Source organism: Alteromonas sp. BL110 (assembly GCF_003443615.1).
Taxonomy (GTDB): domain Bacteria; phylum Pseudomonadota; class Gammaproteobacteria; order Enterobacterales; family Alteromonadaceae; genus Alteromonas.
The window spans coordinates 637,032-650,327 of the sequence record NZ_CP031967.1 but is presented as its reverse complement, the minus strand read 5'-3'; the positions used below and the strand labels follow the sequence as shown (position 1 = coordinate 650,327).

Annotated in this window: 13 protein-coding genes; all 13 read left to right on the top strand. The window is 42.2% G+C overall.

Features of this window, described 5'->3' with window-relative positions:
* The first annotated feature begins 388 nt into the window (after nt 1–388).
* Nucleotides 389–1,237: a flagellin N-terminal helical domain-containing protein gene (locus D1814_RS02905; protein ID WP_118490019.1), complete on the top strand. Its 849-nt coding sequence runs from the start codon at nt 389–391 to the stop codon at nt 1,235–1,237.
* A 762-nt stretch (nt 1,238–1,999) separates the two neighbouring features.
* Nucleotides 2,000–2,839, top strand: a complete 840-nt coding sequence (locus D1814_RS02900; protein ID WP_118490018.1) for a flagellin N-terminal helical domain-containing protein — start codon at nt 2,000–2,002, stop codon at nt 2,837–2,839.
* A gap of 88 nt (nt 2,840–2,927) precedes the next feature.
* On the top strand, nt 2,928–3,428 hold the full coding sequence (locus tag D1814_RS02895; protein WP_118490017.1) for a flagellar protein FlaG: 501 nt from the start codon (nt 2,928–2,930) through the stop codon (nt 3,426–3,428).
* 11 nt (nt 3,429–3,439) lie between these two features.
* Nucleotides 3,440–4,870 (top strand): flagellar filament capping protein FliD, encoded by a 1,431-nt coding sequence (gene fliD, locus D1814_RS02890; RefSeq protein WP_118490016.1) that lies wholly within the window; start codon nt 3,440–3,442, stop codon nt 4,868–4,870.
* Nucleotides 4,871–4,891: 21 nt separating this feature from the next.
* A complete protein-coding gene (gene fliS / locus D1814_RS02885) occupies nt 4,892–5,320 on the top strand; it encodes a flagellar export chaperone FliS (protein ID WP_118490015.1) in 429 nt (142 codons plus the stop codon).
* Nucleotides 5,317–5,634 carry a hypothetical protein gene (locus D1814_RS02880; protein ID WP_118490014.1) on the top strand — a complete coding sequence of 106 codons (318 nt, stop codon included), beginning with the start codon at nt 5,317–5,319 and terminating at the stop codon, nt 5,632–5,634. The genes fliS and D1814_RS02880 overlap by 4 nt, the downstream gene beginning before the upstream one ends.
* Nucleotides 5,634–8,996, top strand: a complete 3,363-nt coding sequence (locus D1814_RS02875; RefSeq protein WP_118490013.1) for a motility associated factor glycosyltransferase family protein — start codon at nt 5,634–5,636, stop codon at nt 8,994–8,996. The genes D1814_RS02880 and D1814_RS02875 overlap by 1 nt, the downstream gene beginning before the upstream one ends.
* 78 nt (nt 8,997–9,074) lie before the next feature.
* Nucleotides 9,075–9,770 (top strand): pseudaminic acid cytidylyltransferase, encoded by a 696-nt coding sequence (gene pseF, locus D1814_RS02870; RefSeq protein WP_118490012.1) that lies wholly within the window; start codon nt 9,075–9,077, stop codon nt 9,768–9,770.
* Nucleotides 9,771–9,772: 2 nt separating this feature from the next.
* Complete coding sequence (gene pseG, locus D1814_RS02865; protein WP_118490011.1) at nt 9,773–10,894, top strand: UDP-2,4-diacetamido-2,4,6-trideoxy-beta-L-altropyranose hydrolase; 1,122 nt, start codon at nt 9,773–9,775, stop codon at nt 10,892–10,894.
* 12 nt (nt 10,895–10,906) lie between these two features.
* Nucleotides 10,907–11,548 carry an acetyltransferase gene (locus D1814_RS02860; protein WP_118490010.1) on the top strand — a complete coding sequence of 214 codons (642 nt, stop codon included), beginning with the start codon at nt 10,907–10,909 and terminating at the stop codon, nt 11,546–11,548.
* Nucleotides 11,548–12,138, top strand: a complete 591-nt coding sequence (locus D1814_RS02855; protein ID WP_118490009.1) for a hypothetical protein — start codon at nt 11,548–11,550, stop codon at nt 12,136–12,138. The genes D1814_RS02860 and D1814_RS02855 overlap by 1 nt, the downstream gene beginning before the upstream one ends.
* 1 nt (nt 12,139) lies before the next feature.
* A complete protein-coding gene (locus tag D1814_RS02850) occupies nt 12,140–13,078 on the top strand; it encodes a ketoacyl-ACP synthase III (protein WP_118490008.1) in 939 nt (312 codons plus the stop codon).
* The gene (locus tag D1814_RS02845; protein WP_162889814.1) at nt 13,068–13,295 is read left to right on the top strand and encodes an acyl carrier protein; all 228 of its coding nucleotides are present in this window, start codon (nt 13,068–13,070) and stop codon (nt 13,293–13,295) included. The genes D1814_RS02850 and D1814_RS02845 overlap by 11 nt, the downstream gene beginning before the upstream one ends.
* Nucleotide 13,296: the final 1 nt, after the last annotated feature.

The window sequence follows — 13,296 nt, the reverse complement described above, 5'->3', positions numbered from 1 at the left end:
AGTTTTAATTCAGGTTTGTTTTTAATGTCTGAATTTAAAAGTTAGGAAATACAGTGCTTTAAATCGACAAAAAGTTTTGAAAAAAATACTAAAGTAATTTCAAGTTAAGGTCGATAAAAGGTGGAGTTTGCTGATAGATGGTTAGAGCTGCTGACCGGCGAGATTAGAGCCAGGAGGTAGTGAGAGGTTTGAGGTTCTGGAACACCAAACCCACCGACCAGCAAAGAGAAGTAGCTTCTCTATTTAGCAAGTTCCATTGGTAGTGTGCCAATGAAACGTCAGAATAAACTGACAATGTTTTCAAAGCACAGGTTATGCCAAATATTTTAATTAATTGCGCAAATAATAAAACCAATAGCGCCATACACGAAACTGTTAGGAGAGACCCATGAGTCTATTTGTTAATACCAATGTGTCATCATTAAATGCACAACGTCAATTGTTCACTACAGGTAATAATCTGAGCACTGCTTTTGAACGCCTTTCTTCAGGCTTCAGAATTAACAGCGCGGCAGACGATGCGGCTGGACTGCAAATTACTGACCGTATGACTTCTCAAATTCAAGGTTTAGACCAAGCGGTTCGAAACGCTAACGACGGTATTTCATTAGCGCAAACAGCTGAAGGCGCAATGGCCGAAACAACAACTGCTTTGCAGCGTATTCGTACCTTGGCTATTCAATCTCAAAACGGTATTAACAGCTCTGCAGACCGAGCAGCTCTACAGAAAGAAGTGTCTGCACTAAGAACGGAAATCTCAAGAATAGCGACGACTACCGAATTTGCCGGTGTAAGTATCCTTTCTGGTGTGTTTTCAGCATCTTTCTTAGTTGGTGCAAACTCAGGACAGACGATTTCAGTTAATTTATCGTCTCAAGCACTAACTGCAGCAGGTGTAACCGGCTTCAGTGCTACTGGTCTGGGAATCATTTCAGCAGACGTTCTAACTGCGGCTGGCGCATCAGCACTTCTTGATGATGTTGATACGGCAATATCGGCAATTGGTGGTCTACGTGCAGATTTAGGTGCTATCCAAAATAGATTTCAATCTACAATTAGAAACTTAAGTAATATCTCAGAGAACGTATCAGCGGCAAGATCGCGAATTAAAGATGCGGACTTTGCCACCGAGACGGCAGAATTAAGCCGCAACCAGATTTTACAGCAGGCGAGTACTACTATCCTAGCGCAGGCAAACCAGCGTCCACAGGCTGCACTTTCATTACTAGGTGGTTAATAAATTAGACGCTTTATTTGGGAAGGAGTTGAGAGGCCATCCCCTAAAGAAGGTAAGCGGCCAATGAGGCCGCTCCCTTAAGAAAGCGTCGACTAACAGGACTGAGAGTGTAGAAGTGTTGGTTGAGAGGCCAGTTTATCCTACTAAATACCTGCCAGCCGACAGAAACTGAATTTGCTCAATCTCCTAACGTGAGCAAATTGGCCGAGAGTTAAATTGTCTCGGCCTTTTTTTTAGTATTACCGAAACATCCCGCCAATTTCAAACAAATTGCAGAGCAAGACAATCTGTTCAAATTTTTATTTGCAGCTTCAATGCCAACTTTAAAGCACAACAAAAAATTTCTGACTTTTTCGTTTACCGATATGCATTAACCGTACATTTCTACTTTCTGTGTTGTGAGTTGAATGGGAACATCTTTCTCGGCTTGTCTTTTGGCTCTTGCATTGAAGTGCTTCCATTAAACAATCTGCTTACCTGGACCTACATTTGTCTAAAAAATTACGGAAAATCGCGTTGTTAGATAATTTTTCTAAAATATTTTTTTATATAATTCATTGCCTTAGGGGTGTCTTGATATATTTTTCAAAAAAAAACAAAAATAATACTAAAGAACCTAAAGGGTTGGCCGATACCTATAGTTGAGGGGTAATTTACTTTACTTTTAACAGAGGCGTTAGCTCGGAGTAGTGACCAAGCTAATATGAACTGGAAGGATTTGATCGTACCACATTGGTCGACGAGTCCCTAGGAGGTATTCCAATGAGTTTATTCGTTAACACAAATGTGTCTTCGATCAACGCACAACGTCAGCTTTTTGACGTAAATGATCGTCTTAATACATCGTTCGAAAGATTGTCGTCAGGCTTTAGAATTAACAGTGCAGCAGATGACGCTGCCGGCCTTCAGATTTCTGATAGACTTACATCGCAGGTTGAAGGTTTGAACCAAGCTGTACGTAACGCAAATGACGCTATTTCACTATCACAAACAGCCGAAGGTGCGATCAGCGAGATTACCACTAGCCTACAGCGTATTCGCCAGCTATCTATTCAATCGCAAAACGGTATTAACTCTTCTGCAGACCGCTTAGCACTGCAAAAAGAAGTATCAGCGCTACGAACAGAAATTTCTCGTATCGCAACGGATACTCAGTTTGGTAACGTGAATATTTTAGATGGTAATTTTTCCGCTTCATTCCTAGTAGGTGCGAACGCAGGACAAACTATTTCAGTAAACCTTTCAACCGGTAACCTAGGCTCAATAACAGGCTTTAGTACAGCAGGTCTTGGTATTGATGGTGATAGCGTTGAAACTGCTTCAGGTGCTGCTGCGCTATTAAGTGCCGTCGATGCTGCAATATCTGGTGTTGGGGGCGTTCGTGCTGATTTAGGTGCACTTCAAAACAGATTCCAGTCGACTATTCGTAATCTGAGTAACATCAGTGAGAACTTGTCAGCGGCCCGCTCTCAAATCAGAGATACAGATTTTGCTGCGGAAACGGCTGAACTAACACGTAACCAGATTATTCAGCAAGCATCTGTTTCAGTTCTGAGCCAGGCTAATCAGCGTCCACAAACTGCGCTATCGTTGCTTGGATAAGCTATAATACAATTTAGCCTTAGTTGAGATGTAACGGGTGCTTGCTTAGGCAGGCTCCCGTTTTGTCGTTTCAGAAGGGGGTAGAAACGTGGAAATACCGAATATTCAAAATGGTCAGCCTTTTGCATCAAAACCGGGAGTGGGTGGATCGACAGATAGTGCGGTAAATACTGCACCGTCGGTAAAGGAGAATCTAAGTTCATCTAAAGAAGTGCAAAGTGGCGTTATCAATACAGATGAGCTTACAAAGGCGCCTTTAACTCAGCGAGTTAATGCTGAATTAGAAAAGGAAAATTTGTCTCAAGGTTTATCTCAAGACGCCGATAACCAAGGTGGAGAGAGGAATGTTGCTAGACTTGAAGAGGCAGTGGCAAAAGTTGAATCATTCCTAACTGTCCAAAACAGGGACTTAACTTTTTCGATCGACGAAACTACCAACCGTTCGGTAGTAACGGTTAAAGACGGTCAATCTGGAGATGTTATTCGGCAAATACCTTCCGAGGAGCTTTTAAAGCTTGCCGAAAGAATCCAAGAACTACAGCAGGATGTAGGGAATAGTGTAGGGGTGTTTATCAACAATCAGGTTTAATGAGGTAGGTTATGACTATTCAGTCGCTAGGTGTAGGTTCAGGTTTAGCCCTTGACGATCTTGTTCAGCAGCTTTTAGATGCTGAGAGATTGCCTAAAGAGGAAAGGCTAAACGCCAAAGAAGAACAGATTGAAGCTGAAATATCTGGTCTTGGTCAAATAAAGTCAAAGCTGTCAGATTTTAAAGATGCGGTAGACGATTTGCGTAGCGATACTGATATCAATGGTCGAGAGCCTACAATCGTTAATCCCTCTGAAGATGATGACATTTTATCGGCTGATGCGTCGAGTTCAGCCTTGCGCGGAAATTATGATATTACCGTACAACAGCTTGCGTCAGGGAGTCGTATAACAACTGACGCAGGGGCGTTTACTTCAAGTACAGATCCTGTTTTAAGTTCTGGAACAGGCTCGTTAACCTTTAGCATTCCTAGTGGCGATTCATTTACTATCAACGTGGATTCTAGCACTTCTCTTGTTGACCTAAGAGAAGCGATTAACAGTGCTGACGATAACTTTGGTGTAACCGCCAATATCATAGATACAGGCACTGCTGAAGGGCCTCGCTTGGTGTTTTTGTCTGAAGAGTCCGGTGAAGGCAATGATCTAGTTATCAACAATGATACAGGCGCTGCTGAACTAGACAGACTTTCAACTGCTGGCGGTACCAGTAATATTAGTGCTGCTAATATCGAGTCGGCGAAGAACGCCATTGCATTTGTGGATGGTATTGAAGTTCAAAGCGAATCGAACAAGTTTGAGAATACAATTCAAAACGTTACCTTTGACGTAAACGAAATTTCACCAAAAGATAATGCAGGCAATTTTTTATCAACAACACTGAAAATTGGTTTTGACAAAGAAGGGCTAGAACAAAAAATTAGAGATTTCGTTGATAATTACAATGCAATAATTGACGAGATAGGTACATTAACGCGCTACGGTGAATCCGAGTTAGAAGAAGATGGAGCATTAGCTGGAGACTCATTACTGAGAGGCGTTCAGTCAGGGCTTTCTTCAATTATCGGAGACAATGTTTCTTCGTCAGAACTGGGTGGCTTGTTCAGACTTGGCATAGAGCTAGATCAAGATGGAAAGCTTGAAATTAGTTCTTCAGACTACGGAATCGGGTCTGGTGAAGACAGACTAAAAGATGCGTTGGAAGATAATTTTGACGATATCGCTACATTGTTTACTGATGAAAACGAAGGTATCGCTGTTCGTTTATACGATTTCGTTGATGAGTTCACATCATCTGGTGGCCTTATTTCTCTGCGTGAAAAAACGGCTAAAGAGAATAGGGAAGATGTCTATGCTGATAGGGAAACCTTGGAGCTTCGTATGTTTAGCTATGAGCAAATCTTACGAGACAAATACCTAAACTTAGATCAGACTGTGGCCCAATTGAATCAGACAAGCTCGGCATTATTAGCCGCACTATAACGTACGAGTTTCGGAGAAAGTATGTCCCTTAAAGGTATAAATGCCTACAAAAAAGGCAATTTGAAGCAAGATGTTGCCAATGCAGATCCACATAAATTAACCTTGATGTTGCTCCAGGGCGCGTTAGACAGGATTGCCTACGCAAAAGGCGCAATGGAAAGAAAAGAGCTTCAAGAAAAGGCGACTTTTATTTCTAAAGCCACAGCTATTATTATTCACTTACGTGATACATTAGACGTGAAAGTGGGGGGGGAAGTTGCTGAAAACATGTTCGCCCTATATGAATTTATGATTGAAAAGCTTAATGAAGCTCACGTAAACAATGACGTAGCTTTGTTGGATGAAGTGTCTTCACTTTTAGCACCGATTAGAGATGCATGGGTGCAAATTCCTCAGGAAGCCAAAGAAGAGGCATTTCGGGCGCAACGAGAAAGTAAGCAAGCCATTTGAACCTTGATAAATTAAACCATTCCTTAACACCAATTTTTCTAGGTAAAGTTAACGCAGCAATTGCGGTTTGCGTGGCGGCAGAGCCTGCCGCGCTCTCGACTGAACAATTCCATTACCTTATTAGCCTTCGACATTCTTTAGTGCTGCGCGAGTTGCGCCGACTTTCAGACGATGCCCGCTCAGCTTTCGCTGAAAATGAATTAACTATTAACCGAGAACTCGAAGCGCTAGCGCTTGAGTTGAAGTTAGCAGCAAAAGAGGAGATAGTTGGCTTTTCAAGAGCGCAAAAAGCGGCAAAGAGATATAAAAAATAATGCTTAAAGCCATTAAATTCTACCTTTTAGATGATGAAGAACAGCAAACATCACTAGAAGTCGAATCTGCATATGTGATAAAAAAGAACAAAGAAAAAAGTCTAATAGCCTTCAAGCGTGTGATGCCTGTTATCTGTGCTCAGTTAATGCAATCGCGAAGCACGTCTACATCTGTGTTCATCAATAAAAATAAAGAGCTTGATATTGTCGATTTTAATAGCGGCAAGGTATTGTATGGCGACCAGGTAACCGCCAATATCCATAAACATGTGGATGCTTTTTTACGTTCTCCGTGGGTTCTAAACAAAGACGGCTTTTCGCAGCAAGCCTATCCCCTTGATGATAACGCTGACGTATTGGTGGCGTTGGGGTTGGGTTTAGGCATTCATCTTTTAGATATAGTGAGAGAAACTAACTTTAAAAGCATTATTCTTTACGAACCTAATTTTGAATACACACACTGCTCTTTGTACACAGGTGTGTGGCCGGAAATTTTTAAGGTTGCCGCTGAAAAAGGGACGGCGATTTACTTTCAAAGCCAGCGTGACGGAAGTTCGGTCTTAGAGGACTTAAGTGAATTAAAGCAAGTTAGCCCTTTTACTAGTGTTTATTTTTATCAGCACTATCACAGTATGAGCTTCGACTCGGTAATGAAAAGCCTGTCAGAGCTAACCATCGATAGCGTACAAAAACGTTTATTTTCTTTCCCTTCATTGCAACCATTCGACGATTATTTAGTCCCATGGAGCCCTATAGTCACGAAAAGTCATTGGGATAAAAGCCAACTTAGTCGCGACACGTTTGATAAAAATATAGCGTCGTTCTCAAAGTACTACCCAGACATTGCACACGAATTCAAAGATTATGTCCCGCTTAAATGGGAGCCTCGAGCGAATCAGCGTGGTGAAGTAAACCTTTTCCATATAGAGACCAGTACGCCACTTCATGGCGAGAGTCCAAAACGTGAATCTGAACGGGCTTATGAGGCGTTTGTTAGACAGCCCAACCGGGATAACTTAATTTTAGGTTACGCAGGTGGGAAGCTGATTCATTACTCGCACCATAAAATGGTCAGAAGAATTCAAGAGCATTTGGCAGGAATGGAAGAGGAAGAAGGCGAGTTACCTGAAACTGTTAAGTCGATGCTTCTTTTTGGAATGGGAGCGGGCTATCAGCTTGAAGCTTTAAGTGAGTCTCGAGATATCGAAAAGCTCTTTGTTTGTGAGCCTAATCGAGATTACTTTTTTGCTTCCCTGTATGCGATAGATTGGGCAGCAATACTTAACAAGGTTGAAGAAAAACGACATCGAATTTATCTCAACATAGGTGATGATGGTAGCAACTTAGTTCGCGACCTGTTAAGTCAGTTCCATTCCATTGGTACCCATATTATTGCTAACACCTATCTCTCCCTTGGTTACGATAACGAGGTGCTACTGCCTGCTGTTGATAAACTCAGAGAAGACCTACGTTTGATAGTTGCTATGGGAGAATATTTCGAACACTCTCGCTTCGGAACAACACATACCAAATGGGCGGTTGAAAACAATATAGGGTTTTATCGAAAAGCGGGTGTGCCAGCCCTAGGTAAAAGCCTAAGTGATGTTGCTGTGTTTATTGTAGGGAACGGCCCATCTCTTGACAGTTTAATGCCTCTTTTAAAAGAAGAAAGAGAACATGCAATTGTCATCTCGTGCGGTACGGCTCTTCAGGCAATGTATAGCAATGGCATTGTTCCTGATTTTCATGCTGAAGTGGAATCGAACCGAGCAACATTTGACTGGGCATCTCGAATTGGTGACAAAGCGTATTTAAAGCAAATTAATTTCATCAGCTGTAATGGTGTGCACCCTGATACGGCAGATCTTTATAAAAATACTTATCTCGCCTTCAAAGAGGGGGAGTCATCAACGGTATTTATGAAAGAGCTCTTTCCTGAGCTAGATTTACCCTTCCTTCATTTTTCCTACCCTACTGTGTCTAATTTCGTTATTAATTACGTGTTGGAACTTGGCTTTAAACAAGTTTATTTGTTTGGGGTAGATCTCGGTATGGTTGATGTTAAACATCATCACTCAAAGTCTTCAGGCTATTATAAAAAAGACGGTGACGAACTGTTCAATCACGCAGAACGGACAGACACTTCATTGGTAGTGCCGGGGAATTTAAGACCCTATGTAAATACCAAATTTGAATTCAATATGTCTAAATCTGTGATTGAGAAAACCCTTGCAGCATTTAGTGACGCCGACGTCTATAACTTAAACGATGGCGCAAAAATTGTTGGCAGTCCCCCATTAGAGCAAGACGCACTAATTATTACCAATTCATTGGAAGACAAACAGGCAGCGATGAACTGGATTCAAAATAAGGCTCATGCTCCTATTCCAGCGACTGAATTCCAGAAGCGATTTGCTCAACGTTTTAACCACGATGCGCTGATTGAGGATATAACCAATTTCAAAGCGTTATCTGAAAGGGAATTTAATGGGCGCGAAGATATTGATAAGCTTGTGTTCGACCAGCGAAAATTTTTGGTCGAAGCATATTTGCGTAAATGCTCTATTCTGTTTTTCTACTTCAATGGTACATCTAACTATATAAACAGTATTTTTAGTAAACTAACGCATTTCAAGAACGACGAACTTGTGATGGAAAAGTTTGAGGCAATAAGAGAGTGTTGGCACAACTTTCTCGATGATGCGTTAACGAGTATTTCGATGTACCCAGATGCCTTTGACACTGTTTCAAGTTTTACAAGAGAAAGGCAAGAAATCGCCCTTCAAGAATTTATCGAAAGAGAAAGCGTGGCTTTCGTTAGTGAATCTGTTAATGACCTACTTAGTGCGCTAGAAATTAACCAAAACGCTGAAGATACCCAATGCCACTATCAAATTGAAGTTATTTCTAGTGTTTCTGGTCTTAAAGAGCGAAAGTCTGGCATCAGCCGAATGGCGTATATCGTAAATGACCCAGAAGTTCTATTGGCGTTACACGAGCGGCTCAAAGCAACTGAAAGCGATATTGTTGTATTTAGCCCGTTCGATAGCTTTGATGACAAAAGACTAGAAAAAGCCGTGTTTACCGCGGTACTCGCGCTGACGTCGAGCAATAAACTGAAGTTGGTGTTTCCTAAACTTGAGCAGGAAGATTGGGGGAGCTTCTTTGAAAATTACTTCCCTATACTATCCCGCGGTATGACATCATTTGAAACCTATAATATGTTTGCTTTAGCTTCTGAACCTCTGGCCGATAAAGAGATGACCAATGAAGGCGGTGATAGATTTTGGTTGTGTCCAAGGCCGTTAGAAGTATCACTTTGCGAAACAAAACTCATTTTCAGTAAAAAGAAGTCGGCCTAGAGTGATCAATTTGATACGTCATCGTGCCATTAGCGTCAACAGTTACTAAACCAGAATACGCTAACAGCAGAGACATATATGAATGTAGCAATAATTCCAGCGCGCGGCGGTAGTAAACGTATTTTGCGAAAAAACCTTCGTCTTTTCTGCAACAAGCCTATTATTGCCTGGTCTATCGAAGCCGCTTTAAACTCTGCGCAATTTGATAAAGTTATTGTAAGCACTGATGATGACGAAATTGCACAGTTTGCTATTGAAAAGGGGGCATCTGTTCCGTTCGTCCGACCCGTTGAGCTGTCTGATGATCGCGCAGTGACCCGCGATGTAGTTAATCACGCGTTGACATGGCTAGCAGAGAACGAGCAACCGGCAGATTATTGCTGTGTGTTATATGCTACTGCCCCTTTTGTAACATCTAATGATTTGGTTAGCGCTTTTGAACAATTAAAAAGTTCAAAGAGAAACTTTTGCTTTGCAGCTACAAGTTTCCCTTTCCCGATTCAGCGTGCTTTTTACTTCACGCCTCAAGGCGATATTGAAATGTTTGATAAAAAGCAAATGAAAGCACGTTCTCAAGACCTACAAGAAGCCTATCACGATGCGGGGCAATTTTATTGGGGAAGAGCTGATGCTTTTTTGCAAAACTTGCCTATGTACTCTCATCATGCCAGCGCGTTTTTGATGCCAAGATACCGCGTACAAGATATAGATACCGAGGAAGATTGGGAAACAGCAGAACTTTTATTTAGCGCGATACAGTCTCGAGGGTTGTAAGGGTGGACAACTCAGTTACGGTGTTTATCCGCGCGGACAGTGCAGAGCACATAGGAACAGGTCACGTTATGCGCTGCCTAACGTTGGCTAAGTTGCTGTATGATCGAGGCGTATCAATAACCTTTATTTCCAAGCCTCATAAGGGGCATTGTTTAGATGAAGTAAGAGGTGCAGGTTTCAAGGTTATTGAGCTACCTTTGGCAGACTCCGCCAAATACGAAGGGAGTTGGTGCCCTCATGCTAATTGGTTAGGTAGCACAGAACTGAGTGACGCAGAGATGTCACTGACGGCATTGCAGCAGGTGACGCTATCGGAGCGTGTTATTGTTATAGTCGACCATTTTTCGCTTACATCTCAATGGCACAATACGGTGAAAGAAGCCCTTAGTGCCAAAGTCGTTGTAATTGATGGTCTAGCAGATCGTGCGCTGCTATGCGATGTATTAATTGACCCTAATTTAGTGCTCGATGCCCAAACGAAATGGGGCGGAAAAATACCTAGGTGCACCAGGCTCATTATTGGCCCACAGTACTTTCCGTTGCGAGAAGAGTTCACTCAAGTCTCTCCTATACTGCGCAAATCAGTAAAGCGCATTTTTGTTTGCTTTGGCGGCATGGACAAAGATAATGCAACCTTGTTTGTATGTGAATTACTCGCCAAATGGAATGAAAAGTTAGATGACCCTGTCAGTGTTGACGTTGTTATAGGCAAGCACCATCCGCATAAGCAAGCGATAATAACGTTCTGTGGGCAACAGGGTATTGAATTACACGTGCAGGCATCGAATATTTCATCATTGATGTTACGGAGTGATTTAGCTATTGGCGGAGGGGGTACCATATCCTGGGAGCGCTGTAAGATGGCCTTACCTACAGTTATCCTCACTATTGCTCAAAATCAGGTTGCACAGGCAACTTCATTAGAAGCGAGGGGGGCAGTGGTTTATATTGGTGACTTCAGTTCAGAATGCGAAAACTTAAACGAGGTTGAGCAATGTGTTATCAACGTGCTTGATAACTTAAGGTGCTCTTCAGATAAATTGAATGAAATGTCCGCTAAGGCGCTATCGGTTATGGATGCATACGACCACAACCAACCGTGGTTAGATGAAATTATCAGTTAAAGGCAGGATGTATTGAAAAAGGTAGTGATCATAGGTGGCGGCGGGAATGGCTTAGTTGTCGCTCAAATTGTTCTTGATTTAATCAAAGCTGGCGAGTCCATCGAGCTTGTAGGTTTTTTAAATGACAATATTCCTGTAGGAGAGTACATCGAGCGATGGCCAGTATTAGGCGCGCCCCATGAATGGGAAAGCTTAGACGGTGATGTTTCGTTCGTTTATGCGCTACTGTCTGTTGGAAAAATGAAAGTTCGCGCTGAAAAATTCAAGCAACTCAATATTCCGCAAAGCCGACTGGCAACAGTGGTTCATCCATCTGCGAGCATTGGTTTTAATGTAAAACTTGGTAGTGGTGTTGTCGTCGCTGCCAACGCTGTACTTCAACCTGGCGCAAAGGTAGGAGATAACTGTTTTATTCGCGCGAATGCAAACCTAGGGCACGATGTTACGCTTGATAATCTAGTTGATATCGGCCCTAATTCAACGCTATGCGGCTATGCTCATGTCGGAGAAGGCGTTCAGATAGCACCAAATTCAGTGGTTAGAGACAGCGTACGTATTGGTACATACAGCACTGTGGCAGCTGGCGCTGCCATTTTTAAAGATGTTGCCCCTGGCGCCACTATGTTGGGAAATCCGGCTAAAAGGATTCGATAATGAAAACAGAACTTAAGTTTAAAGGCTCGCGAAAGTACCTGCATAGTACGGATTTCTATACGTGGTTTAGCACTGCAGTATGTGATGAGAATCAAATCGTGACTAAACTCATATTTAAGCAGTTAATACATTGCCAATGTGAGGTTTTACTTGGGCAAGCAGCAGTGGGTGTAGAAGAAAACATTGTTGGCGCTGTGCAGCTTCTCGATAAAAGTAATCGGGAAAGTATAAGTGGTGTAATTGTCGAGACTGATACACCAGTGGACGAATCTTACCCATTTGATGAGGATAAATTGGTAAAAGACGCCGAGATAATATCCTCGCAGCAACAGGCCACTGCTTTTTGTCTCAATGACTGCACAACCGTTGAACTTGTAGTGGCATTAACGAAAAAGCTTCATAACACACTCTTTAGTCTAAATAAGGGGAAGTGGTTGGTGGGACAGCTTAACTTTTGCGATGAGCTGCCGATAGTTTATGGAAGTCTTTCTATTAAAACTACGCGAATGATGCAAAACAAATTTTCGATTAACGACGTAATAATCGATGGTAAACGTTTTGGAACCGTGCAGTTTATTGTTGGAGAATAGCATGATAGGCATTAAAGCTATTTCAAGCTACATACCTAAAGACGGTGTAGATAACTTCAAGCAAGCTGAAACCTTCGAGGAAACAGCATCATTTGTTGAGACCAAGCTCGGCGCTCGGTTTTTGCCAAGATTAGAACAGGGTGATGATACCTCTGATATGGCAGTGAAGGCAGTGGAAGCATTGCTTAATGAATCAGACCTCGCTAAAGAAGACATAGATGCACTTATTGTTGTAACCCAAAACCCAGACGGTCATGGCTTGCCACACTGCGCAGCCCTAGTGCATCAAAAGCTCGCATTGCCTAATCACGTTGCGGCCTTTGACGTTTCGTTGGGGTGCTCAGGGTATGTTTATGGTTTATCAATTCTACAAGGCTTCTTGGCTGCGTCTGGTAAGAAAAATGGCGTATTGGTTACCGCCGATCCGTACTCAAAAGTGATCACCACACCTAATAGAACAACCTCTATGCTGTTCGGCGACGCCGCTTCTGCAACATGGATGGGAGAAAATCCCCAATATTCAGTTTCAGATTGTACCTTTGGTACCGATGGAAAAGGCGCTGAGCATTTAAAAGTAGAGCAAGGCGAGCTTTATATGAATGGAAGGCAAGTCTTTAACTTTGCTTCGTTGAACGTCGCTCCTGCTATAAAATCATTATTAGAAAAGAATGGTTGGTCCGAAGACAGTGTGGATGCGTTCATTTTGCACCAAGGGAGTTTGGCTATTGTCGACGCAATAGCAAGGCGTTTTAAAGGAAGTGAAGATAAGTTTATAAAAGCCTTAGAAGAGACGGGGAATACTGTTTCTTCATCCATCCCGCTCATATTGAAAAACTATTTAAATAGCGACAACTCAACGCGACTCGTATTAAGCGGATTCGGTGTAGGGTTTTCGTGGGCGACCTGCTTATTAAAGAGGAATGAAGAACATGTTAACTGAAGTAGACGTAAAGCAAGCAATGACTGACTCTGGTGTAACAGCAGATGTGAGCAATTTAGGTAGCGAACAAGCGTTTTCAGAGTATGGTTTAGATAGCTTAGATTTATTCAATCTGTTTGTAGAGCTTGAAGGCAAAACTGGCGTCACTGTGCCAGACGAAGACCTCGATAAGTTAAAGTCTATTGACGACGTACTTGTATATTTTAATAAGTCTTAAT